Source organism: Paenibacillus sp. 481 (assembly GCF_021223605.1).
In the GTDB taxonomy this organism is placed as follows: Bacteria; Bacillota; Bacilli; order Paenibacillales; family Paenibacillaceae; genus Paenibacillus_B.
This window is the reverse complement of sequence record NZ_CP075175.1, coordinates 1,502,366-1,527,500: the sequence shown is the minus strand read 5'-3', so window position 1 is coordinate 1,527,500 and position 25,135 is coordinate 1,502,366. Positions and strand designations below refer to the sequence as shown.

The window sequence follows — 25,135 nt, the reverse complement described above, 5'->3', positions numbered from 1 at the left end:
GGCTAGCCTCGGAATTAAGAGTCGTGGAGGTAGAGCACTGATTGGGTGCGGGGCCCGCCAAGGGTTACCAAGCTCAGTCAAACTCCGAATGCCATAGACTTATATCCGGGAGTCAGACAGTGAGTGCTAAGATCCATTGTCAAGAGGGAAACAGCCCAGACCATCATCTAAGGTCCCAAAGTGTGTGTTAAGTGGGAAAGGATGTGGAGTTGCACAGACAACCAGGATGTTGGCTTAGAAGCAGCCACCATTTAAAGAGTGCGTAATAGCTCACTGGTCGAGTGACTCTGCGCCGAAAATGTAACGGGGCTAAACACACCACCGAAGATATGGCTTGCGACGTATGTCGCAGGGGTAGGGGAGCGTTGTGTACCGGGTTGAAGGTAGACTGTAAAGACTGCTGGACTGTACACAAGTGAGAATGCCGGTATGAGTAACGAAAAGACATGTGAGAATCATGTCCGCCGAAAGCCTAAGGGTTCCTGGGGAAGGCTCGTCCGCCCAGGGTAAGTCGGGACCTAAGGCGAGGCCGAAAGGCGTAGTCGAAGGACAACAGGTTGAAATTCCTGTACCACCGTGAACCGTTATGAGCAATGGGGTGACGCAGAAGGATAGGGACGCGAACTGATGGAATAGTTCGTCCAAGCAGTGAGGCCGATGTGTAGGCAAATCCGCACATCACTAAGGCTGGGCTGTGATGGGGAGGGAAATTTATAGTACCGAAGGTCTTGATTTCATGCTGCCGAGAAAAGCCTCTAGCCAGGGAGAAGGTGCCCGTACCGCAAACCGACACAGGTAGGCGAGAAGAGAATTCTAAGGCGCGCGGAAGAACTCTCGTTAAGGAACTCGGCAAAATGACCCCGTAACTTAGGGAGAAGGGGTGCCTCGGTAGGGTTAATAGCCCGAGGGGGCCGCAGTGAATAGGCCCAATCGACTGTTTAGCAAAAACACAGGTCTGTGCGAAGCCGCAAGGCGAAGTATACGGGCTGACGCCTGCCCGGTGCTGGAAGGTTAAGGGGAGTGGTTAGCCGCAAGGCGAAGCTATGAACCGAAGCCCCAGTAAACGGCGGCCGTAACTATAACGGTCCTAAGGTAGCGAAATTCCTTGTCAGGTAAATTCTGACCCGCACGAATGGCGTAACGAATTGGGCGCTGTCTCAACGAGAGATCCGGTGAAATTTTAATACCTGTGAAGATGCAGGTTACCCGCGACAAGACGGAAAGACCCCATGGAGCTTTACTACAGCTTGATATTGGACTTTGGTACGGACTGTACAGGATAGGTGGGAGCCTTAGAAACCTGAGCGCCAGCTTAGGTGGAGGCACCGTTGGGATACCACCCTGTTCGTATCGGAGTTCTAACCTAGGACCGTTACCCGGTTCGGGGACAGTGTCAGGTGGGTAGTTTGACTGGGGCGGTCGCCTCCTAAAGAGTAACGGAGGCGCCCCAAGGTTCCCTCAGAATGGTTGGAAATCATTCGAAGAGTGCAAAGGCATAAGGGAGCTTGACTGCGAGACCTACAAGTCGAGCAGGGACGAAAGTCGGGCTTAGTGATCCGGTGGTACCGCATGGAAGGGCCATCGCTCAACGGATAAAAGCTACCCTGGGGATAACAGGCTTATCTCCCCCAAGAGTCCACATCGACGGGGAGGTTTGGCACCTCGATGTCGGCTCATCGCATCCTGGGGCTGAAGTAGGTCCCAAGGGTTGGGCTGTTCGCCCATTAAAGCGGTACGCGAGCTGGGTTCAGAACGTCGTGAGACAGTTCGGTCCCTATCTGTCGCGGGCGTAGGAAATTTGAGAGGAGCTGTCCTTAGTACGAGAGGACCGGGATGGACATACCGCTGGTGTACCAGTTGTTCTGCCAAGAGCATCGCTGGGTAGCCAAGTATGGAAGGGATAAGCGCTGAAAGCATCTAAGCGTGAAGCCCCCCTCAAGATGAGATTTCCCACTTTTGGTAAGACCCCTTGAAGACGACGAGGTTGATAGGTTCGGGGTGGAAGTACAGTAATGTATGGAGCTGACGAATACTAATAGGTCGAGGGCTTATCCTAAATAAGCAAGATGATTCGAAGTAACGATTTACCTTTCACGATCAGTTTTCAGGGCGCAAGTCTTGAATTAAATATTGGCGAGTATTAACGAGCCAAGCTGTCTGGTGATGATGGCGGAGGGGTTCCACGCGTTCCCATACCGAACACGACCGTTAAGCCCTCCAGCGCCGATGGTACTTGGACCGCAGGGTCCCGGGAGAGTAGGACGTTGCCAAGCAGCAAAGACCACTGATGATAACCATTGGTGGTCTTTTTATGTTTTTTTTACATATTTATGATACAAAAAAGTTACTCACAGCATGTGCATTGTGAGTAACTTTTTGTTGTTATGTCTTTATTTTGTCTTAACTTTTGTTACTTTGTTATCTTATTGTGGATTTGTTGTCCAAATCCCAGCTGTTTTAACGAATACACGTTGTGGCAGCTTCAATGTTGCAAGTGCCAATTCAGCTACGTCTTCTGGCTGCATCATACGATCTTCGTCACCGATTTTGAGCCCAGCACTTGTTGCAAGCTCGGTATTTACTGTGCTTGGTGTCAAACCAACGACACGAATATTGAACTTGCGTACTTCTTGCATCAACGCTTCCGTCATACCCATAACGGCGAATTTGGACGCATTGTATGCAGAGCCTGACGCGAAGCCACGCTCACCAGCTGTGGACGAAATGTTGATGATATTACCGGTGTTCTGTTCGATCATTGTTGGAAGAACAGCACGTGTTGCATAGTAAGTACCCATCAAGTTCACTTGAATGATACGCTCCCAATCTTTCGAGTCCATATCGACAAGTGTGCCGAATTTAGCAATACCTGCATTGTTCACCAACACATCAATGGAACCGAGCTCGTTTTTAATCGTGCTAACGGCTTGTTCGATGTCTTGTTGGTTTGAAATATCAGCTGTAGCGATAACGACTTTTACACCGTGAGCTTGTTCAAGCTGTGATTTCAATGTTTCCAAATCGGATGTTGTGCGTGCAATCAATCCGAGGTTAGTACCTTCTTTTGCTAATGCTTCTGCAATTGCTTTACCGATGCCTTTACCTGCGCCTGTAATAATCGCAGTTTTATTTTTCAATTCCATATGATATATCTCTCCTTATGCTTCTGACGCTTCTTTAAGGGGTGCGAGTAGTTCGTACTTGTTGAGTGAGGCTCCGAGCATATATTGTTTGCTCTCGCTTGCTCCAGGTCCACGATGGGCGTTGCGGAATGACTCGCTTGACGTCCAATTGTGGAATGCTTCTTCGTTTTCCCAGACGGTACACACTTTCAATTCCTCTTCACCTTCGTTGCCTTTTCCAAGCCATAGTTCAAGGCGAACAAAACCGGGCATTTCCTGTACACCTCTACCTTGCTGAAAACGTTCTGCAATTTGCTTTCCATATCCTTCTTTGATACGGATTGTATTTGTTACGACTAACATGCTCTCGCCTCCCATACTCGAATAGGTCATTTTTTCATTACAGGCATGTCCTGTATTCCTATTATAACGAAAATGTGAGGAGAGTTCACATTTATCGTTATCTTTTCCAACTGTAAATAAACTACAACTTCAACCTTTCAGCATTGTAAGATATATGCAAGCCAAAACGATAGGATGTTATGCTCATTTCCGGTATAGTGGAGGTATGGAGAGGAGGTCGTCGCAGATGCATCATAAGAAGTCGGGACATACTGTCCAAGTATCGATGCTCGTTCCTTTGCAGACGACAGCGACACACGCTTTCCGAAATGCGAAAGACATACGAAATCAGAAAATGATGCACTTTGCTCAGACCAAAGAGTTGGGAAAGCAAATGTCATGTGTACGGCAATGGAAGAGTTGGCTTATATACATTTTGGTGGCAGCGTTGGTTGTACCGCTTGTAGTCTGGACAGCGTTAGCGATGGCGGGTACCATTTGGATCGATAATGACAAGTTAAAAGCATTCAATACTCAAATCGTGGCGGGTTCGACGGCTACAGGGGCTACAGGAGCTTCGGGACAGCGTACGGTTCGTTTGCAGGATATGCCTGCTTATGTAACAGAGGCACTGCTTGCAATTGAAGATCATCGTTATCGGATGCATCTAGGGGTAGACCCTATTGCGATAGTACGTTCCGTGTGGGTAAACGTTGCCAAGCAAAAAAAGGCGCAAGGCGGTAGCACGGTAACGATGCAGTTGGCTCGCAATTTGTTCTTGTCTCATGACAAAACGTACAGTAGAAAGATAAAGGAAATAGCGATCGCAGCCCATTTGGAGCTGAAATATAGCAAGCAGGATATTCTTGAAATGTACATGAATAAGGTGTATTTTGGTCAAGGGCAGTACGGCATTGAAAATGCAGCCCGCACGTATTTCGGCAAGACAACACGAAAACATGGTGATGTGCCTACTATTAATGTAGCGGAAGCAGCTATGTTGGTTGGGTTGCTTAAAGCACCAGAGCGTATTAATCCGGTTAAAAATATGGAGCTGGCGGTGAAACGGCAGCGTGTAGTGTTGAAACGGATGAAGGACTTGGGATGGCTGTCTGAAGCGGAAAGCCAACTGGCGTTAGCTGCAAAGTTGGATAAAGCCATCTAAGCGTGTGTAATAGGTAATGGGAGGCGGATGGACGTGTTTACGCTTAGCTTATTTATATATTTGCTTATTGTTAATGGGGTAGGCTATCAACTGATGGTTGTCGACAAGCGGCGTGCAGGGCGTAAGCGTCGCCGTATTCCGGAGCGTAAGCTGTTTTTGACGGCTTGGCTTGGAGGCGCGCTAGGTGTACTGGTTGGGATGTACAGCAAACGCCATAAGACGCAGCATGTGTCTTTTACAGCAGGTATTCCATTTATTTTGCTGGTGAACGCTTTTGTGGTTGTTTTTTTGATGCTTCGGTTAGGATGAATTAGTGTATGTAGTGTATGTGGTGATCAGCTAGAATGAAAGCGGACAAGCTCAGAATCGGAAATGTCCAGAAATAGAAAGTTACAAGATGAAATGATGCAAAGCTGAAGTGACGAATAGCTGAGATACTGAAATAGTGAAAAGCCGACGACTTACGGATCAACGTGAGTGAGTTGGCTTTTTGCGTTAATGGGGTATTGTGTTGAAGTAATAACCGAACATTAAATTATAATTATATATTAATGTTCGTATATTGGGTTGACACTATGTGGTGGCCTTGTTAAACTGGAGTTACTTTAAATGATAATCGAATAATAAAGAAATCATGACTCGTATAGTTCCGGAAATATGGCCGGAAGTTTCTACCCAGAGACCGTAAATCTTTGGACTACGAGAGGATGAGGAACAGCAGTCGTATGGCGTATGACTTACGATTTAGCTGTTGTTTGCATTCTCGTAATAGGCCCAAGATGAACAGTTCAGGGGAGACGATATTTTGTCTACTGAACTTTTTTGTGTTTTTCGGCAATGTGACGATATGGACTTGTTGAAAGTGGGTTGATGGTGTGATGGATAAGTTGACGAGTACGTATACGGAAGAGGAACAGAAGCAGTTGCGGGAACGAGAGCAAGAGCAAAGTAAGGCGAAGGGTATTCTTCCGCAAGTTGGCGTTATTATGGGCAGCACTTCAGATTGGGAAACGATGAAGCTCGCTTGCCAAGTGTTGGATGAGTTTGAAATCCCGTATGAGAGCCGAGTCGTTTCGGCACATCGTACGCCAGATGAGATGTTTCGCTATGCAGAGAGTGCTGCTGAACGGGGCTTGCGTGTTATCGTGACGGGGGCCGGCGGTGCTGCGCATTTACCAGGCATGGTTGCAGCAAAGACGGTGCTTCCGGTAATCGGCGTGCCCGTAAGATCGTCGCAGTTGAACGGTCTTGACTCGTTGCTATCCATTGTGCAAATGCCTGCTGGTGTTCCTGTAGCTACGGTTGCGATTGGTCCAGCTGGAGCGACGAATGCAGGGCTGCTAGCTGTACAGATGCTAGGCATGTATGACGAGGATTTGCGTCGTAGGCTTACGGAGCGTAGAGAAGATGTGCGGCAGAAGGTGCTGGCTACAGGTGAGTTGGTATGAAGGCTCAGGTAGAGCAGTTAACCCTGCTGTTGGAAGAGCAGGGAGAGGTTGCTCATGATGTTCATGAGCAGGACGAGAGGTTGCACACGCGGACTGTGGTGTCGGAAGCTGCAACAGAAGCCAAGTTAGAGGTAGATGTAGCAGAGTTAGAGATAGATGCAGTAGGCATAGCTAAGGTAGATGTGGTAGGTGCAACAAAGGTAGGTACAGCAAGCGCAGCAAAGTCAGCTATGTCGATTATGGAGTCAAGGTCAGGGATTGCTACTGAAAATGAAGGGACCGTTCCGACATATGCAGGAACTAGACGGGGCGAAGCGCCTGTGCTTCTGCCAGGCGCGACGATTGGTTTGCTCGGCGGTGGTCAGCTTGGTCGCATGCTGGCGCTCGAAGGGCTGCGGATGGGTTACCGCTTTGCATCGCTCGATCCGCTGCCCAATGGTCCAGCGGCAGCCGCTTCGTCAGCTATTACAGCTGACTATGGAGATTCACTGGCGGCCCAGCAGCTAGCGGAGCGCTCTGATGTAATCACGTATGAGTTCGAGAACGTGTCCGCAGCCGCTGTCGAGCAACTGGAGCGCATGGCGTATGTGCCGCAAGGGAGCGATCTGTTGCGCCTCTCGCAGCATCGTGTGCGAGAGAAAGAGGCACTGACGGCTGCTGGCATCCCGATCGCACCGTATGCAGCGGTATCCTCTGCTGAGGAGGTGCTTCGGCAGGTAGAAGCTTTTGGTGGCAAAGGCGTGCTAAAGACTGCCACGGGTGGCTATGATGGAAAGGGACAACGTATGATCCATCATCCTGATGAAGCGGGTGAGGCATATGCCGCCCTAGCTGAAATGAAGCGATCTGTCGATGCTGTCGGGCCAGAGCTTGTGTTGGAAGCCTTTGTACCGTTTGTGCAAGAGTTATCGGTGATCGCAGCTCGCAACCCTAATGGAGACATTGCCACTTTTCCGGTGGCTGAAAACATACATCAGCATCACATTTTGCATATGTCCATCGTGCCGGCTCGTATTCCGCAGCATGTACAAGCGGAAGCCGAACGGCTAGCACACAAAGTTGCGGAGGCACTCGGTGTGGTCGGGCTTATCGCGGTCGAAATGTTCCGCACCGCGGACGACGAGTTGCTTGTCAACGAATTGGCACCGCGGCCACACAATTCGGGGCACTATACGATGGATGCTTGCCGAACTTCACAGTTCGAGCAGCACATTCGAGCCATTTGCAATTTGCCGCTTGGCGACCCGAGCATGACGACCCCAGTTGTCATGGTGAACCTGCTCGGCGAGCATCAAGACGACATGTTACAATGGTTCGGTAAGGACGACCCTGCCGCTAAGCGCTATGGTGTGACGCCTAAGTTGCATTGGTACGGGAAGTCAGAAGCTAAAGCTATGCGTAAAATGGGGCACATCAACGTGCTGGCATCTACTACGGACGCTGCGCTAGCTTGGGTGAAAGAGACGAACATGTGGAGGAATAACGAACATGATTGAACGCTATTCACGTCCGGAAATGCGGGCGATTTGGACGGAAGAAAATAAATTTAAAGCTTGGTTGGAAGTGGAACTGTGCGCGTGCGAAGCGTGGGCGGAACTTGGCATCATCCCACACGAGGATACGAAAGAACTTCGTGCCAAAGCGAGCTTTGACATCAACCGCATTTATGAAATTGAGGAAGAAACGCGTCATGACGTCATTGCGTTTACGCGCGCAGTATCGGAAACGTTGGGCGAAGAGCGCAAATGGGTGCATTATGGCTTAACTTCGACAGATGTCGTGGATACAGCGCTCGGTTATTTGATGAAGCAAGCGAACGAAATTATTGAGCGCGATTTGCTGAACTTTATTGAGATATTAAAAAATAAAGCGCTCGAATATAAAGATACGCCGATGATGGGGCGTACTCATGGTGTTCATGCCGAACCGACAACGTTCGGATTGAAAATGGCGCTCTGGTATGCTGAAATGAAGCGCAACTTGGATCGCTTCCGTCAAGCAGCAGATGAAGTGGAGTACGGAAAAATGTCAGGTGCGGTCGGCACGTACGCGAATATTGATCCATTCGTTGAAAAATTTGTGTGTAAGAAGTTGGGCACGAAGTCTGCACCCGTTTCGACACAAACGCTCCAACGTGACCGCCATGCGGAATATATGGCGACGCTCGCCCTGATCGCGACATCACTTGATAAGTTCGCAACAGAAGTGCGTGCTTTGCAAAAAAGTGAGTTCCGCGAAGTGGAAGAGGCGTTCGCTAAAGGACAAAAAGGTTCTTCTGCGATGCCGCACAAACGGAATCCGATCGGCAGCGAGAACATTTCTGGCTTGTCGCGTGTGATGCGCGGATATATGTTGTCTGCTTATGAGAACGTTCCGCTCTGGCACGAGCGCGATATTTCGCACAGCTCAGTAGAGCGCATTATTTTTCCAGACGCAACGATGCTGTTGAACTACATGTTGAACCGCTTTATGAACATCGTCAAAAACTTAACGGTGTTCCCAGACAACATGAAGCGCAACATGCAAAGCACGTACGGCGTACCGTTTTCTGGCCGCGTCATGACGAAGCTTATCGATAAAGGTTGGAGCCGCGAGCAGGCGTACGATACGGTACAGCCACGCGCGATGCAAGCGTGGGAAGAACAGCGCAGCTTCCGCGACATTATCGAGCAGACACCGGAGATTACGACGGTGTTGGCACAGGCGGAGCTTGAAGATGCGTTTAATCCGACATGGCATTTGAAGCATGTCGATACCATTTTCCGTCAAGTTGGCTTGTTGGAAAATGAATAAATAGATCGTATGAATTGAAAATAGGTTAACAAGTTTCGGTACTGTTATATACGGCAGTATCGAGTTTAATTCCGTAGGCCATTCCCCATGGCCGAATATGATGGGCTGTCCTACCCTCCACCCTTTTCTTCAGGACGGTCCATTGTAACGGTGGTTAATGTTGCGGGAGGCAACTTCGGAACGAGCAGAATAGTAGCATGGTAACATAGCAGCATTATAGCAATAGCAAAGCATTGAGCAGTCTTTTTCATGTTGGGTCTATAGAGAACCGGAGTTTAGGAAGGAGCACGGGGATGTCTACACCGAATGAAGTCTTGCCAACTGCATCTGCGCTTGTGCCGTTTCCACTGATTCATCGTGGGAAAGTGCGCGAGTTGTATGAGCTGGATCATGAACATTTGCTTATCGTCGTAACGGACCGTATTTCCGCTTTTGATGTTGTCTTAAAGCCCGAAGTTCCTGACAAAGGTCGGGTGTTAAACCGTTTGAGCACGTATTGGTTTGAGCGGACGCAGCATCTTATTTCAAATCATGTCGTCCATACAGAGGTCGAACAGCTACAACGTACCTATGCACTAGACGAATCACCTTCACTTATTTCCCTTAATGAACGAATTGTAATTGCTCGCCGAGCAAAGCGCATCGACTTTGAATGTGTCGTACGCGGTTATTTAACGGGCGGCGGCTGGCGCCAATATGAACAGCATCAAGTCGTTAACGGCATTGAATTGCCAGCTGGCTTGCGTAAAAATACGAAACTGGCAGTACCTATTTTTACACCGGCCCGTAAAAATGATTTAGGTCACGACGAGGACGTGCCGTTTGAAACGATGTGTGACCAACTTGGTCATGATTTAGCTGAACGTCTTCGTCAGACGAGTATCGCGTTGTATGAGTTTGCAGCGCGAGAGTGCGCATCCAAGGGCATTTTGCTCGCCGATTGCAAATTTGAATTTGGACTTATAGATGGGGAGATTATCCTTATTGACGAGTTGTTTACTCCTGATGCCGCGCGGTTCTGGCTAGAACAACATTATGCGCTCGATGTTGAAATCGAGAGTTTGGATAAAGAGCCCGTGCGCAGTTACTTGGCGAACAGCGGCTGGGATAAGGAAAGCACACCTGAACCGTTGCCCAATGAAGTGGTCGAGGCAACGCGTAAGCGGTATGTAGAGCTGTATGAGCGGATAACTGGGGAACAGTGGTCGTAGCGTTAATTGGTCGTAAGTTCGCAAGGTTGTAAGTTCGTAAGTTCGTAAGTTCGTAAGTTCGTAAGTTCGTAAGTTCGTAAGTTCGTAAGTTCGTAAGTTCGTAAGGTTGTAGGGTAATTGCAAGCGTACAACTGACAGAAGTGGAACTCATGGGAGGAATAATCGATGAAGGTCAAAGTATATGTGACGACAAAAGCAAATGTGTTAGATCCGCAAGGTACAGCTGTGCAGCAGGCGCTTCATACGATGGGCTATAGTGCGGTTGAGGATGTTCGGATCGGAAAATATATGGAGTTTGAGCTTCAGGCAACAGATCGTGTTGCTGCGCAAGCAGAAGTAGAGCGGATGTGCGAGCAATTGCTAGCGAATCCAGTCGTTGAAGACTATCGTTACGAGCTGGAGGACTAATCGGATGAAGGCAGCTGTACTCGTATTTCCAGGCTCTAATTGTGATTGGGATTGCGTTCACGCGGTAGAGGACGTTATGGGGATTGATGTCGATCGCGTGTGGCATACGGAGTCAAGTTTACAAGGGTATGACCTCATTATTTTGCCAGGCGGCTTCTCTTACGGTGATTATTTGCGCAGTGGAGCGATAGCGCGCTTTGCTCCGATTATGAAGGCAGTAACGGAAGCGGCTGCGGCTGGTGCTTACGTGCTTGGAATTTGTAACGGTTTTCAAGTATTGACGGAAGCAGGACTGCTACCAGGAGCTTTGAGACGTAATAATGGTTTGAAATTTCGCTGTCACCCTTGCAAGTTGCAAGTGGTGCGTACGGATACAGCGTTCACTTCAGGCTATGCGGATGGAGACATCATCGACATTCCGATTGCGCATGGTGAAGGTAATTATTATTGCGATGAAGAGACGTTGCAGCAGTTACAGGAGCGTCGTCAAATTGTGTTTACTTATGACCAGAATCCAAATGGATCACTCGAAAATATCGCAGGAATATGCAACGAAGCGGGAAATGTGCTCGGTATGATGCCTCACCCTGAAAGAGCGGTAAGTGAACTGCTCGGTTCTGTGGACGGCGTTCGAATGTTTACATCGATACTTCAAGCTTGGAGGGAACAGCATGCGGTCAACAGTAAATAGTATCCACTTAGGTCAGGAGAATATGGCCAAGGAACCGACAGCAGAGCAAATTGCCGCTGAGCGTATTTACAAATCGATGGGTGTAACAGATGCAGAGTACGATCGTGTCTGCGAGTTGCTCGGCCGTAAGCCGAACTATACGGAAATTGGTGTATTCAGTGTAATGTGGTCTGAACACTGTGCCTATAAAAATTCGAAGCCGCTCTTAAAAAGATTCCCAACGACTGGCGAGCGTGTGCTTGTTGGGCCAGGTGAGGGTGCGGGTATCGTCGATATTGGTGACGGTCAAGCGGTGGCATTCAAAATTGAAAGTCACAATCACCCGTCGGCAATTGAACCTTTTCAGGGAGCTGCAACGGGAGTTGGCGGCATCATCCGTGATATTTTTTCGATGGGGGCTCGCCCGATTGCAACATTGAACTCGCTGCGCTTTGGCCGTTTGCATGATGAGCGCGTGCGTTACTTGTTCGAGAACGTTGTGTCCGGCATTGCTGGTTACGGAAACTGTATCGGCATACCGACGGTTGGTGGCGAAGTCGTATTTGATGACAGCTATGAAGGTAATCCGCTCGTTAATGCTATGTGTGTTGGATTAATTGACCATAAAGATATTCAAAAAGGCGTTGCTAGCGGTGTAGGCAACCCTGTCTATTATGTAGGTCCTCCAACTGGACGTGATGGTATCCACGGGGCAACGTTTGCGTCTGAGGAGCTGACGGAGGAATCGGAAGCGAAGCGCCCTGCGGTGCAGGTGGGCGATCCATTTATGGAAAAGCTCGTGATGGAGTCTTGCTTGGAGCTAATTCAATCAGGCATCGTTATCGGAATTCAAGATATGGGCGCAGCTGGCTTAACTTGTTCGAGCGCGGAGATGGCGAGCAAGGCAGGCAACGGGTTAGAACTGGTGCTTGATGAGGTGCCGCAGCGGGAAACAGGCATGACTCCGTATGAGATGATGCTATCCGAATCTCAAGAGCGCATGTTGTTCGTTATTGAAGAGCATAACGAGTCGATCGCGATGGAGATTTTCAATCGTTGGGGCGTCATTTGCCGTAAGGTTGGGCGTGTCACTGATGATGGCAAGCTGCGCTTATTTTATGGCGGCGATGTCGTAGCAGAAATGCCGGTAAGCGGATTGGTGGATGAGTGTCCAATTTACAATCAGTCGTCACAAATTCCAGCCTCTTATGAAGTGAACGGTCAAGTCGATACGACAGCTTACCCAGAGGTGAAAGACGTAAACGATGCACTGCTACGCGTGCTTGCTTCCCCGACAGTGGCAAGTAAGGAATGGGTTTATAGTCAATATGACAGCATGGTTCGTGCGAGCACGGCAGTTATGCCCGGATCGGACGCAGCAGTTGTCACGGTTCGTGGTACACGGAAGGCGCTAGCGATGACGGTGGATGGTAATGGCCGTTATGTGAACTTGGACCCACTAGTAGGTGGACGGATTACGGTATGTGAGGCAGCGCGCAACATCGTATGCTCCGGTGGTGAGCCGCTGGCGATTACGGATAACTTGAATTTTGGTAATCCGGAGAAGCCGGAAAATTTCTGGCAGATGGAGCAAGCAGTGGACGGTATGGCAGAAGCATGCCGTACGTTAGCAACGCCTGTTATTGGCGGTAACGTGAGCTTGTATAACGAAAATGCACGTGGTTCGATTTATCCGACACCTGTAGTCGGAATGGTTGGTCTTGTACACGATGTAGACCATATTACGACGCAGTCATTTAAGCAGAGCGGCGACATCGTCTTGCTGCTTGGTGAAACGAAGGCAGAGCTCGGCGGTAGTGAGTTCCAAGCGGTGTTGCATGGTGTGACAGAAGGACGTCCACCAGCAGTAGATTTGGAGACGGAGCGTCGATTGCAGCAGACCGTGTTACGCGCTATCCAAGATGGACTTGTACAGTCAGCGCATGACGTGTCAGATGGTGGGTTTGCAGTAGCGGTAGCAGAATCATGCATCAGCGGTCAAATTGGTGTGAAGCTTAGCGCCCAATTTACGGATGCAGCAGGGTTACTGCGTACCGATATGGCTCTCTTTAGCGAAAGCCAGTCACGCATCGTGTTGTCCGTACAGCCAGAGCATGCGGCACAAGTTGAAGCGTTATGTGCAACAGGCGGTGTAGTGGTGCAAACGCTTGGTACAGTAGGTGGGGAGCGGATTCAGATCGAAGTAAATGCTACTCCAGCCATTGATATTGTGTGGACGGAGGCGGAACGAGCTTGGAAGGATGCGATTCCGTGTCTGATGAAATAAGCTCTATCATTGCGGATGAGAAGGGGGAGTTGAAAGTGCAGGAGCGGAGCGATAATGCGTTAGAGTGCTTTACGTGGAATAACCCGGACACGGACTCTTATTATAACGAAGGCAACGGCAAGGACGGTCCGTTTGACCGTCTGAAAGAAGAGTGTGGAGTGTTCGGTGTGTTTGGGTATGAGGACGCATCAACGCTCACTTATTACGGCCTGCACACCCTGCAGCACCGTGGTGAAGAGAGCGGGGGCATGTGTGTTTCCGATGGGAAGTCATTTAGCTACCATCGGGGCATGGGCTTGGTCAAAGAGGTGTTTGACCAAGAGCGCTTAGCTACTATGGGCGGTGATCGCGCGATCGGACACGTTCGTTATTCAACGTCAGGCGATAGCCGCTTAGCGAATGCCCAGCCTCTTGTCTTTAAGACGCGTGATGGTGATTTGGCGGTAGCGACGAATGGAAATATCGTGAATGCCCCGCAAATTCGTCGCGAGTTGGAACTTAAAGGCTCTATCTTTCAAACGACGAGCGATACAGAAGTAATCGCCCATTTAATCGCGCGCTCGGAGCACGATTTGATTACCGCGACTAAAGATGCGCTTCGGCAGCTCGCCGGCGGCTTTGCTTTCTTAATTATGACGAACGATAAGCTACTCGTCGCATCTGATCCGAATGGACTGCGTCCAATCGTGATGGGACGCATTGGGGATGCCTATGTGTTTTCCTCTGAGTCATGCGCTTTGGAGGCGGTTGGGGCAGAGCTACTACGCGCGATTGAGCCAGGTGAGCTACTTATTGTTGACGCGATGGGCTATCGCTCTGAACGGTATGCGTCGGTTGTGCGTCGCTCCTTATGCGCGATGGAATTTATATATTTTTCACGACCAGACAGCGACCTATATGATGTGAATTTGCATACTGCGCGCAAGCGAATGGGGAAGCAGCTTGCTCGTGAAGCTTTTATTGCTGCTGATATCGTATCTGGGGTTCCGGACTCTAGTATTTCAGCAGCGATAGGCTACGCAGAAGCGACTGGTATTCCTTACGAAATGGGACTTATTAAAAGTAAATATACAGGCCGAACGTTTATTCAACCGAGTCAGGCACTGCGTGAACAGGGCGTTAAGATGAAGCTGAGCGCTGTGCGCAGTGTTGTGGATGGCAAACGGATCGTATTGATAGATGACTCGATCGTACGTGGCACGACTTCGAAACGTATCGTACGCATGCTGCGTGATGCAGGGGCTTTGGAAGTTCATTTGCGCATTGCATCGCCGCCGTTTAAGCATCCGTGCTTTTATGGCATTGATACGCCTAGTAGTGACGATTTAATTGCGTCATCACATTCAGTGCAGCAAATTTGTGATTTGGTTGGCGCGGATTCACTCGCATTCTTGTCTCAAGACGGCATGATAGAGGCTATTGGGGGCAGGCACGAAAAAGATTTTAATGGGGGATTATGTCTGGCATGCTTCGATGCGGACTATCCGACCGAGCTATCGCGGGAAGCGGCCGACGCAGCAGCCCAGATGGGCTGCGGTTGTTAGCAGACAGCGTTGGTAAATTGCTGAGTGCAAAGGCAAAGTGTCGAGTCCAAAGGCAGAGTGCAAAGGCAGAGTGCAAAGTGTGCTGTGCACTGTGTGTACTGTGTGTACTGCGTAGTAAAGATTTGAGATGATTTTCAGAAATGAGAGGAGCTCGCAACCGATGTCAGAAGCTTACAAACAAGCAGGAGTCGATATTGCCGCAGGCAACGAAGCTGTAGAACGAATGAAAAAGCATGTCCGCCGTACGTTCCGTCCCGAGGTGTTAACGGACTTAGGGGGCTTTGGAGCCTTGTTCCAATTGAACGCAAAGAAATATGAGGAACCGGTGCTTGTATCCGGCACAGATGGAGTTGGAACGAAGCTAAAGTTGGCGTTTACGCTTGATAAGCATGATACGATCGGCATCGATGCTGTTGCCATGTGTGTGAATGACATCGTTGTGCAAGGAGCTGAGCCGCTCTTTTTCCTCGATTACGTTGCGTGCGGTCGAGTTGTGCCAGAGCGGATTGAAGATATTGTACGCGGTATAGCTGATGGATGCATGCAAGCGGGCTGTGCTTTAATCGGTGGTGAAACGGCAGAGATGCCAGGTATGTACGCTAGTGAGGAGTATGACATCGCAGGCTTTAGTGTAGGCGTCGTAGAGAAGGCGCGCATCATTAATGGCGATGCCATTAAACCCGGAGATGTCATACTCGGTCTAGCATCGAGCGGGTTGCATAGCAACGGCTTCTCGTTGGTACGCAAGTTAGTCGAGCAGGGTGGGTACCGCCTGGATGCCCCGTTGTCAGAGACGGGATCGGCCACGTTAGGTGAGGTACTACTAACACCGACACGCATTTATGTGCGGCAGATGTTGAAGTTGATGGAGTGTGTAACGGTAAAAGGAGCTGCGCATATCACGGGCGGCGGATTTTTGGAAAATATACCACGAGTGTTGCCAGAAGGTACACAGGCTGTAATCGAGTACGGTTCATGGCCGGTGCTGCCGATCTTCGAATTACTGCGTCAAGAAGGGAACTTGACGTGGGAAGAGCTGTTTACGACGTTTAATATGGGAATTGGTATGGTTATTGTTGTGGATCATGCTGATGTAGATAAGGCAGTTGCAACGCTTGAGGAGCAAGGTGAGACGGCGTATATACTTGGTTCTATTAAGGAAGGCGAGCGTAAAGTTCTAATTCCAGGCGTAGGGATATGACAATGAAAAATGCGGCAGCGGACGCTACTAATCGTACACTCCGCATCCCACCGCGTATAGCTGTATTCGCATCAGGTGCGGGAACGAATTTTCAGGCCTTGGTGGAAGCGGTGAGAGCGGGCAATCTCGATGCGGAGATTACATTACTTGTATGCGATCGACCTGATGCGCCTGCTCTAGAGCGGGCGCATGAGCTTGAAGTACAGACAGCGGTATTCGAGCCAAAGCGTTACGATTCACGTGAACAGTATGAGCAGGATGTGTTGAGTAAGCTGCGGGCGCAACAGATTGAATGGGTGGTGCTAGCTGGGTATATGCGTCTTGTCACTTCTGTACTGTTGGAGGCTTACGGGGGTCGCATGGTCAACATTCATCCGTCTTTGCTTCCAGCTTTTCCAGGGCTGCATGCAGTCCGTCAAGCTTTGGAGTACGGGGTGAAAATTACAGGTGCAACTGTTCATCTCGTTGACGAGGGGATGGATACGGGGCCGATTGTGGCGCAGCAAGTGATTGATATTCGACCGGAAGATACGCTAGAAACGTTAGCTGAACGTATTCAGGCGGTTGAGCATGAGTTGTATCCGCGTGCTATTCAGTCTTTAATGCAGTCTCTGACGCATTGTTAGGTGATATGTGCTTGAGGTGTGGACAAACGATAGTATTGTCTATACAAAGGTGGACTTGGGTAGTATCTTGCCGCGGGGCGATGTGAGAAAAATCGTGATCTGTATATAGGGGTGAGGAAGTTATACTCACTATATATGGGGGTAGCACGGGGTTGTAATAGCATTGATATAGAGTTGATATAGAGTGTCAGGGTGTGGTGGCATATATCTTTGGTGCAGAATTGTGTCTACTATTTGGAAGACATTTGTTGATATATTCCGTTATAAGAGGACATGCCGAAAATAAAGGATATGCTGAAATTAAAGGACAGTGCGTGAGACGAAGGGGCATGCCCGAATGTAGGGGAAATCGTGCGAGACTTAAGGCAGTAGTACGAAACTTAAGGCAATAGTACGAGATTGTGGGATATTATACTAGATATCAATGCTAGATAAGGAAAAGGGGAGAGGATAGCATGGCGATCAAAAGAGCTCTGATTAGCGTTTCTGATAAGTCAGGCGTGGTGGAGTTTGCTCGTGCATTAGCGGAAGCAGGAGTCGAACTGATTTCAACGGGCGGTACGAAGTCACTATTGGAACGTGAAGGTGTACCTGTCATCGGTATTTCCGATGTGACTGGCTTTCCTGAAATTTTGGATGGGCGCGTGAAAACGTTGCATCCTGCTGTCCATAGCGGCTTGCTCGCGGTACGTGATAATGCTGCGCATCAGAAGCAGTTAGAGGAGCTAGGCTTGTCCACGATTGATCTTGTTATCGTCAATTTATATCCATTTCAGCAAACGATTGAAAATCCAGCAGTGTCTTATGAGGATGCGATCGAAAATATCGACATCGGCGGGCCGACTATGCTTCGTTCAGCTGCAAAAAACCATGCGTTCGTAACAGTCGCTGTTGATGCGTCTGATTATGGGACGATTTTGGAAGAGGTGCAAGCGAACGGGGATACTTCCCTTACGACACGCAAGCGCTTGGCTGCTAAGGTATTCCGTCATACAGCCTCTTACGATGCGCTTATTGCGGACTATTTATGTAAGCAGGTGGGCGAAGAATGGCCCGAGCGGCTTACGGTTACGTATGAGCGGGTACAAACGCTACGCTACGGTGAAAATCCGCATCAGCAGGCCGCTTTTTACCGTCTGCCGATCGCGAAGCAAGGTAGCTTGGTGAATGCCGAGCAGCTGCACGGCAAGGAGCTGTCGTATAACAATATTAACGATGCGAATGCAGCGCTTGCGGTTATTAGTGAATTTGAAGCGCCTGCGGTTGTGGCGATTAAGCATATGAATCCTTGTGGCGTAGGTATTGGTGAAACGATTGCAGAAGCGTATCAGAAGGCGTATGCTGCGGACCCGACATCCATTTTTGGCGGAATTATTGCTGCAAATCGTATGATCGATGAAGGGACAGCGCGTAGCATTGCTGAAATCTTTCTTGAAATCGTCATTGCGCCGGAATTTACACCTGAAGCACTTACCATTTTGACACAGAAAAAAAATATTCGTCTGCTTCGCACGGGCGTCGCACCATCACCTGCAAATCGCACGGAAACACGGATGTTGACGTCTGTGGATGGCGGTGTGCTTATTCAAGATCAAGATATACATGCGATTGACCCGTCACAGTTGAAAGTTGTGACCGAGCGGCAGCCAACAGAGGCTGAGTTGAATCAGTTGCTGTTAGCTTGGAAAGTTGTGAAACATGTGAAATCGAATGCCATTGTGCTCGTGCAGGACGATATGACAGTGGGCGTTGGAGCGGGACAAATGAACCGTGTCGGCGCAGCGAAAATAGCGATTGAGCAAGCAGGAGCAAAAGCGCAAGGTGCTGTGCTGGCATCGGATGCGTTCTTCCCACTCGGTGATACGATGGAGTTAGCGGCACAGGCAGGCATCAAGGCTGTGATTCAACCAGGTGGCTCAATACGTGATGAGGAATCCATCCGTGTGGCCAATGAGCATGGAATTGCGATGGTGTTTACAAGTGTACGTCATTTTAAACATTAGGCTGGGGGAGCGAACATGAACGTATTGGTCATTGGTAGTGGTGGCAGAGAGCATGCGCTTGTGTGGGCGCTCGGTCGGAGCTCGCAAGTTACACGAATCTTTTGTGCTCCAGGAAATCCAGGCATAGCCGAGTTAGTGGAATGCGCTCCGATCGCGGTGAGCGACTTTGAAGCCATTGCGGAATTTGCACAGCAAAAAACAATTGATCTTGTCATCGTGGGTCCTGAGGACCCGTTGGCAGACGGTATCGTTGATGTGCTGCAAAGCAAAGGGCTGCGCGTATTCGGCCCTAATCAAGCTGCCGCAGAGATCGAGGCGAGCAAAGTGTTTATGAAACATTTGCTGCGTAAGTACGATATCCCGACTGCTGCTTATGCCACATTTACTGAAATCGGGCAGGCGCTTGACTATGTGCGTCAGCAACCGCTGCCGATTGTGATTAAAGCGGATGGACTTGCCGCGGGTAAAGGCGTCACGATAGCCCACACGCTAGCTGAGGCGGAGCAGACGCTGCATGATGTCATGGTGGAGCAAAAGATTGGCGCTTCGGGACAGCAGGTTGTGATTGAAGAGTTTATGCAAGGTCAAGAGATGTCGATTCTCGCGTTTGTTGATGGTGAGACGGTGCGAGCATGTGCACCAGCTCAGGATCATAAGCCGATCTTTGATGGGGATCAGGGGCCAAATACGGGCGGTATGGGCACGTACAGCCCGCTGCCTCATATGTCTGAATCAATCGTGAATGAAGCGGTACGCACGATTCTTGAGCCGACAGCTAAAGCGATGGTGGCAGAGGGACGCCCGTTCAAGGGGCTGTTGTTTGCGGGGTTGATGATTACGCCGGATGGCAAACCAAAGGTCATTGAATTTAATGCGCGCTTTGGCGATCCGGAGACGCAGGTTGTGCTTCCTCGCTTGCAGACAGACTTGCTGGATGTGTTGAATGCGGTCGTGGACGGCAAGCTGGAACACATTCAACTACAGTGGAGCGATCAGGTAGCGGTATGTGTCATTGTTGCATCTGAAGGGTATCCAGCGGCGTATCGGAAAGGCGATTTGATTGAAGGTTTGGCTGAAGCGTCGAACCATGCACTCATTTTTCATGCGGGTACAGCACTTCAACATGATGGCGCTTTGGTGACAAATGGCGGCCGTGTGCTTGGTGTATTGGGGCAGGGCGAATCTGTGGACGAAGCTCGCAAGCAGGCTTATGAGGCAGTTCGTTGTATTCGTATTGCGGGTATGCAATATCGAAAAGATATTGCAACTAAGGCGCTTGTTCCCTTTGTATAAGCCTTTTGTAAAAGCTGACGCATAAAGTTTTCTTCACCATCCATACTATGGTCATAGTGATCATTTAGAAGTGATGACAGGAGGTATGGATGGTGAATAAGAGTCCAGAGGGGCAACCGTTCTCGTATCGAGACTTAAATGAGCAGCGATCACGAGGAACTTCAGGTGAGGTGTATGCGGGGCCTTCAGCTGCGTCTTCGTCTTCTTCGTTGCAGCAGGCGGATGTGGAATTTGCAGCAGACGATTTCGGAGGCACGACGACAGCGAAACAAACAGGGGATTCCGATTTTGCGGAAGGTGCAAGTGAAACGAATCGTCTGTTAAGTAATTATTACGGAATGCACGATTAAGATGCATGATTAAGATGTTCGATTAGACGCAGCACGGAAGTGAAGTTGAAGTTAGGAAAGTGAAAAACGGCGGCGTTGCAAAACGTGGTCGTTTTTTTTTGTGCGGATGAGGGTTGACAATTTTCGGAATTCATTGTACTTTACTATAAAGCATAGTAATTTAATCGGAATAATTAGAAATGAAACGCTACATGCGAATATATATACGAAGCGAGGGAAAATGATGGAGCGTCACGTACACATTCGATGGCAAGAAGAACAGTTAACGGCTACATTGCATTATCCACAGGAGAGAGCGCCATTTGATTCAAAAACAGAACAACGTGCGCCGCTCACTGTCATTTGCCATGGCTTTATTGGCACTCGCATCGGAGTTGATCGGTTATTTGTGAACGCGGCTCGTCAGTTGGCAAATGAAGGCCACATTGTCGTCCGCTTTGATTACGCGGGCTGCGGCGAAAGTACGGGGGATTATGGCGCACAGGGCATCGACCGTTTAATTGAGCAGACACAAGCTGTTTTGGATTACGCGCTGCAATGTGGAGATGTTGACCCGCAGCGGGTTACGCTGATTGGCCACAGCTTAGGTGGGGCGGTTGCTTTGTTGACAGGGGTGCGCGACGCACGGGTAAAGCGCCTAGTTCTGTGGGCACCTGTTGCTTATCCGTTTAACGATATTGCACGAATTATTGGCCGTGAACGGTACGATAAGGCGATTACGGATGGGAAGGCCGATTACTTGGGCTACGAATTTAAGGCTAATTATTTCAAATCGTTAGAGCAGCATCAACCGTTGCAGGAGGCGTCAAAGTTCAATGGAGATGTGCTACTCATTCACGGAACGTCGGACGACATTATTCCGGCCGATTATAGCTTTTTGTATCAGAAGCTGTTCTGGATGCGTAGTGATGGGCAGTGTGATAAAGAGATTGTGTTTCAAGCGGATCATTTTTTCTCGCATGCGGAGCATCGTGAACTGGTGTTCAGTCATACGCTGGACTGGCTGAAAAAGTGGGAGAAGCGTCAACGAAATTGGGCGAATTGGAGCATATAAGTTTGATAGGCAAATAGGCATAATAGAGTATCTAAGTATCTAAGTATCTAAGTATCTAAGTATCTAAGTATCTAAGTATCTAAGTATCTAAGTATCTAAGTATCTAAGTATCTAAGTATCTAAGTATCTAAGTATCTAAGTGCAACATATAGAAGAGGAAGAGCGCTGCCGTGGGTAGCGCTTTTTTTTGTTTGTACGCATAGATTTGAGCGCAATACAATAATAGAATAGAAGAAATGTAAGCCATTCAGGTTTATGGATTGTTTGTTGTTCATCAGTGGAAAAAGGCGATTTTGTCTATACAAAGGTGGACACCAATTCCATAGCTAGGAAGAGACGACTTCCAGTTCGCATGTCTATATACATAGAGGGAAATCGTTATTTTACACTATATATAGAATGTATATGGTAGGCGACGTGTATCTCCCTTACGAAAATGTGTCTACTATTTGAAAGACATTCAAGTTGAACATTCCGTATATAAAAGACAGTGTGCCTCGTCCGTGCTGGATCATCCATAACAGGTTGGATTGACTGCTCTATTTAACTGTAGTCGTAATGATGTTCGTTTGTTGTTCGTATTTGTATTCATATTTGTATTCGTTATTCAAACAAAGAGAGGTGCTTGAATGCGCGCAACACGTACTTGGCTGACGATGATTATTGCAGTTGCAACGATATTGCTATTGCTTACCTCGTGCAGTTCGGATGGAGATCAGGCGGGAAAGAATGCTTCGGAAAATGGAGTTGACCTACCCAATGGCGGAGAGCAGCGTGATGTTGCACCTGACCATATAGGCAAGCCAGCTCCCTTAACGGGAGTACGCAGCACGGATATAAATTCGGAGCACCTGCATCAGAAGCGGCCCGTCGCGGTGATGATTAATAATTTTAAAAGGGCGCGACCGCAATCGGGTCTGTCGCAGGCGGATATGTTAATTGAGGTGATGGCAGAGGGTGGCATTACGCGCATCGTGGCTATTTTTCATAGTCAGCTGCATTATGATGGCCCGATCGGTCCTGTGCGGAGCATTCGTCCATATTTAATTGATATTGGCGAGAGCTTTAACGCTGTGCTTGCCCATGCAGGGGGCAGTCCAGAGGCGTATTCCATTTTGAAAAAAGAACGTAAAGCGTACTTGGACGAAATTACGAATGCCGGAAGCTATTTTTGGCGTGAAAAATTTCGTAAGGCACCACACAATTTGTATACCAAGTTAGAGCAGTTGGAAGCGGGGGCTTCAAAAAAGAAGTATAGGCAGGATGTAGATGTTCCAGCGTTTCTTTTTGAGGAAAATCAGGATGTTGCGCCACAAAGTGTAGCTGTTGCTTCATTACCACAGGGGGCACAGGCTGCACATGAAGTCGAAGTGCATTTTATGAAAAATGATAATCCAGTTAAGTATGTTTATGAAAAAGAAGGCAGAAGCTATGCGAGGTATATGGATGGGAAAGCGCATATCGACTTAGTCAATAATAAGCCGTTAACGGCGGCAAACGTGATGGTGATCGCTGCGCCGCATCGGGTTATCGACGATGTGGGGCGTTTAGAAGTGCAGCTTCAGAACGGTGGCGAGGCATTGTTGTTCAAACAGGGTCGGGTGGAGCGTGGCCAGTGGATTCGCCATGAAGGCGACGGACCAATGGTGTTCATACAGGATGGAAAAATGGTACCTATGGCCTCTGGAATTACGCATATTTTGGTTGTTCCTAGTCAGTTGAGCATAGAAAAATATGCAAATTGGAAGTGAATGCGATTTCATTTAAGGATAAAATTCGACAAGTTATGCCTTTATTCGTATAGGTTCTTTACAAACCCTATACAACCTGTGATAAGATATGTAAGGTTTTAAAAGTTATCAAAACAATCGGATTTGGTTGCAAAGGAGATTTCAGAAATGTTCAAGAAACAGGACGTATTTTTTGAAACGCTGCAAAATATGGCGGATACGCTTGTGCAAGCGTCAGAAACGTTCGCCCAAGGTGTAGAAAATTTAAGTGATGTGTCGTCTTTTGCGAAAGAAATGAAAGAGCTAGAAAGCAAATGCGACAAATTCACACACACAATCGTGTCGGAGCTTAACAAGACATTTATTACTCCGATCGAGCGTGATGATATCATGGCTTTGACGACAGCGTTGGACGATGTACTGGACGGTATGGAGGCATGCGCATCCCGTTTCGAAATGTACCAAATGATTGAACGTGATGAAATTGTTGTGTTGTTCGCAGACGTCATTAAGCGCTCCGCGCTTGAGATTCAAAAATCGATTCGCCTGCTTACGCAAAAGAAATTGCTTGCGATGCGTGAACATAACATTCGCATTCATGAGTTGGAGAACTCTGGCGACGATTTGTTGCGCCGTGGTATTAGCGCTTTGTTCGCTAACATTAAAGACCCGATTGAATTGATTAAGCGTAAAGAAGTATACGAGCGTCTTGAAGATACGACAGACAGCTGTGAAGATGTAGCGAACCAGCTTGAGTCGATCGTCATGCGAAATTCCTAATAACTGTCGTAGCGCTAAAAGCGAAAGTACGAAGGAGGTTGGGGATTGCGCGGACAAGGCCAAGAGCGGTTTCGTGCAATCATAGATAAATTATGGATATGTTTTTATTTTCCGTGGGGGTAGTCATATTCCTCGCGTTGGCGTTTGACTTTATTAACGGTTTCCACGATACAGCAAACGCTATTGCGACTTCGGTGTCGACAAGAGCGTTAACTCCCCGAGCTGCTATCATTTTGGCATCGACGATGAACTTTGTTGGTGCCCTGACATTTACAGGGGTTGCTAAGACAATCGGCGGAAGCATCGCTGATCCAGCTACGTTAGACAACGGTCTGATGATTGTAGCTGCGGCGTTACTTGCAGCTATTGCTTGGAATTTGATTACATGGTGGTTCGGAATTCCTTCCTCATCTTCTCATGCGTTGATCGGTTCCCTAGCGGGTGCGGTCTTTGCAGGTGCAGGTATGAGTGGTCTGAACATGGGTGGATTTAAAAATATCGTATTGGCGTTGTTATTGTCGCCTATTATTGCATTCGTTGTTGGTTATATCGTGATGACCTTAATTAAGTGGATTTTTGCTCGCAGAAATCCGCATACGATTAATAAAGGCTTCCGCACAATGCAAATTTTCACGGCTGCGTTCCAAGCGTTTACGCACGGTACGAACGATGCACAAAAAGCGATGGGTATTATCACTTTTGCACTCGTAGCAGCTCAATTGCAAGAAGGTATGGAAGTTCAGTTGTGGGTTAAACTCGCAGCTGCAACAGCGATGGCACTTGGTACATCTGTCGGTGGTTGGAAGATCATTAAGACGATGGGTACGAAAATTTTCAAAATCGAGCCGGCAAACGGCTTTGCAGCAGACTTGTCCGCTGCATCCGTCATTATGTCTGCTACAGTTACTGGTTTGCCAATCAGTACAACGCATGCGATTACTTCCGCTCTTCTTGGTGTAGGTTCCGCGAAGCGTTTCTCCGCTGTTAAGTGGGGCGTTGCAGGTCGTATTATTATCGCTTGGTTTATTACGATTCCGATCTGTGCGGCATTTGCAGGATTGACCCTGAAAGTGTTGGAAATGATCTTGTTGTAATATAAAAAAAGTGA

The 25,135-nt window shown here is 48.5% G+C and carries 21 protein-coding genes, 2 rRNA genes and 1 riboswitch (1 of these 24 only partly in view); of the genes, 21 read left to right on the top strand and 2 right to left on the bottom strand.

Translation table 11 applies throughout. The features are described 5' to 3' along the window. Positions 1 to 2,056 (top strand): 23S ribosomal RNA (locus KIK04_RS06590); it begins 878 nt to the left of the window's first position. A 100-nt stretch (positions 2,057 to 2,156) separates the two neighbouring features. After that, positions 2,157 to 2,273 (top strand): 5S ribosomal RNA (gene rrf / locus KIK04_RS06585). A 150-nt stretch (positions 2,274 to 2,423) separates the two neighbouring features. Here rrf and KIK04_RS06580 read toward each other — a convergent pair. Together KIK04_RS06580 and KIK04_RS06575 are read right to left on the bottom strand one after the other, a co-directional pair. Then, positions 2,424 to 3,143: a 3-ketoacyl-ACP reductase gene (locus KIK04_RS06580; protein ID WP_232277485.1), complete on the bottom strand. Its 720-nt coding sequence runs from the start codon at positions 3,141 to 3,143 to the stop codon at positions 2,424 to 2,426. A gap of 15 nt (positions 3,144 to 3,158) precedes the next feature. Then, on the bottom strand, positions 3,159 to 3,485 hold the full coding sequence (locus tag KIK04_RS06575) for an antibiotic biosynthesis monooxygenase (protein WP_232277484.1): 327 nt from the start codon (positions 3,483 to 3,485) through the stop codon (positions 3,159 to 3,161). A 226-nt stretch (positions 3,486 to 3,711) separates the two neighbouring features. On the opposite strand from KIK04_RS06575, the gene KIK04_RS06570 reads away from it, so the two are divergent. The 19 genes from KIK04_RS06570 (at position 3,712) to KIK04_RS06480 (ending at position 25,121) form a co-directional block, all read left to right on the top strand. Further along, positions 3,712 to 4,629, top strand: coding sequence for a transglycosylase domain-containing protein (locus KIK04_RS06570; protein WP_232277483.1), 918 nt, complete (start codon positions 3,712 to 3,714; stop codon positions 4,627 to 4,629). Between the two features lie 27 nt (positions 4,630 to 4,656). Then, on the top strand, positions 4,657 to 4,938 hold the full coding sequence (locus KIK04_RS06565; RefSeq protein WP_232277482.1) for a DUF1294 domain-containing protein: 282 nt from the start codon (positions 4,657 to 4,659) through the stop codon (positions 4,936 to 4,938). Positions 4,939 to 5,248: 310 nt separating this feature from the next. Next, a riboswitch (purine riboswitch) is annotated at positions 5,249 to 5,349 on the top strand. Between the two features lie 155 nt (positions 5,350 to 5,504). Beyond that, entirely contained in the window at positions 5,505 to 6,077 is a 573-nt protein-coding gene (gene purE / locus KIK04_RS06560; RefSeq protein ID WP_442951141.1) for a 5-(carboxyamino)imidazole ribonucleotide mutase, read from the top strand. Next, positions 6,074 to 7,573 (top strand): 5-(carboxyamino)imidazole ribonucleotide synthase, encoded by a 1,500-nt coding sequence (gene purK / locus KIK04_RS06555; RefSeq protein WP_442951140.1) that lies wholly within the window; start codon positions 6,074 to 6,076, stop codon positions 7,571 to 7,573. The genes purE and purK overlap by 4 nt, the downstream gene beginning before the upstream one ends. Then, positions 7,566 to 8,870: an adenylosuccinate lyase gene (purB, locus tag KIK04_RS06550; protein WP_232277481.1), complete on the top strand. Its 1,305-nt coding sequence runs from the start codon at positions 7,566 to 7,568 to the stop codon at positions 8,868 to 8,870. Before purK ends, purB begins: the two co-directional genes overlap by 8 nt. Positions 8,871 to 9,163: 293 nt before the next feature. Further along, positions 9,164 to 10,081, top strand: a complete 918-nt coding sequence (locus KIK04_RS06545; protein WP_232277480.1) for a phosphoribosylaminoimidazolesuccinocarboxamide synthase — start codon at positions 9,164 to 9,166, stop codon at positions 10,079 to 10,081. A gap of 165 nt (positions 10,082 to 10,246) precedes the next feature. After that, positions 10,247 to 10,489: a phosphoribosylformylglycinamidine synthase subunit PurS gene (gene purS, locus KIK04_RS06540; protein WP_232277479.1), complete on the top strand. Its 243-nt coding sequence runs from the start codon at positions 10,247 to 10,249 to the stop codon at positions 10,487 to 10,489. 4 nt (positions 10,490 to 10,493) lie between these two features. Then, the gene (purQ, locus tag KIK04_RS06535) at positions 10,494 to 11,180 is read left to right on the top strand and encodes a phosphoribosylformylglycinamidine synthase subunit PurQ (RefSeq protein ID WP_232277478.1); all 687 of its coding nucleotides are present in this window, start codon (positions 10,494 to 10,496) and stop codon (positions 11,178 to 11,180) included. Beyond that, positions 11,161 to 13,446, top strand: coding sequence for a phosphoribosylformylglycinamidine synthase subunit PurL (gene purL, locus KIK04_RS06530; protein WP_269671002.1), 2,286 nt, complete (start codon positions 11,161 to 11,163; stop codon positions 13,444 to 13,446). The genes purQ and purL overlap by 20 nt, the downstream gene beginning before the upstream one ends. Positions 13,447 to 13,481: 35 nt before the next feature. Further along, positions 13,482 to 14,990, top strand: coding sequence for an amidophosphoribosyltransferase (gene purF / locus KIK04_RS06525; protein ID WP_232278628.1), 1,509 nt, complete (start codon positions 13,482 to 13,484; stop codon positions 14,988 to 14,990). Between the two features lie 160 nt (positions 14,991 to 15,150). Continuing rightward, the gene (purM, locus tag KIK04_RS06520; protein ID WP_232277477.1) at positions 15,151 to 16,191 is read left to right on the top strand and encodes a phosphoribosylformylglycinamidine cyclo-ligase; all 1,041 of its coding nucleotides are present in this window, start codon (positions 15,151 to 15,153) and stop codon (positions 16,189 to 16,191) included. Next, positions 16,188 to 16,817, top strand: a complete 630-nt coding sequence (gene purN / locus KIK04_RS06515; protein ID WP_232277476.1) for a phosphoribosylglycinamide formyltransferase — start codon at positions 16,188 to 16,190, stop codon at positions 16,815 to 16,817. Before purM ends, purN begins: the two co-directional genes overlap by 4 nt. A gap of 455 nt (positions 16,818 to 17,272) precedes the next feature. After that, positions 17,273 to 18,820, top strand: coding sequence for a bifunctional phosphoribosylaminoimidazolecarboxamide formyltransferase/IMP cyclohydrolase (purH, locus tag KIK04_RS06510; protein WP_232277475.1), 1,548 nt, complete (start codon positions 17,273 to 17,275; stop codon positions 18,818 to 18,820). Between the two features lie 15 nt (positions 18,821 to 18,835). Beyond that, entirely contained in the window at positions 18,836 to 20,113 is a 1,278-nt protein-coding gene (gene purD / locus KIK04_RS06505; protein WP_232277474.1) for a phosphoribosylamine--glycine ligase, read from the top strand. Positions 20,114 to 20,202: 89 nt separating this feature from the next. Continuing rightward, complete coding sequence (locus KIK04_RS06500; protein ID WP_232277473.1) at positions 20,203 to 20,463, top strand: hypothetical protein; 261 nt, start codon at positions 20,203 to 20,205, stop codon at positions 20,461 to 20,463. 223 nt (positions 20,464 to 20,686) lie between these two features. Then, positions 20,687 to 21,517 carry an alpha/beta hydrolase family protein gene (locus KIK04_RS06495; protein ID WP_232278627.1) on the top strand — a complete coding sequence of 277 codons (831 nt, stop codon included), beginning with the start codon at positions 20,687 to 20,689 and terminating at the stop codon, positions 21,515 to 21,517. A 629-nt stretch (positions 21,518 to 22,146) separates the two neighbouring features. Beyond that, entirely contained in the window at positions 22,147 to 23,268 is a 1,122-nt protein-coding gene (locus KIK04_RS06490) for a DUF3048 domain-containing protein (RefSeq protein WP_232277472.1), read from the top strand. Between the two features lie 147 nt (positions 23,269 to 23,415). Next, positions 23,416 to 24,027, top strand: a complete 612-nt coding sequence (locus tag KIK04_RS06485) for a DUF47 domain-containing protein (protein ID WP_232277471.1) — start codon at positions 23,416 to 23,418, stop codon at positions 24,025 to 24,027. Between the two features lie 92 nt (positions 24,028 to 24,119). Then, positions 24,120 to 25,121: an inorganic phosphate transporter gene (locus KIK04_RS06480; protein WP_232277470.1), complete on the top strand. Its 1,002-nt coding sequence runs from the start codon at positions 24,120 to 24,122 to the stop codon at positions 25,119 to 25,121. The last annotated feature ends 14 nt before the right edge of the window (positions 25,122 to 25,135 follow it).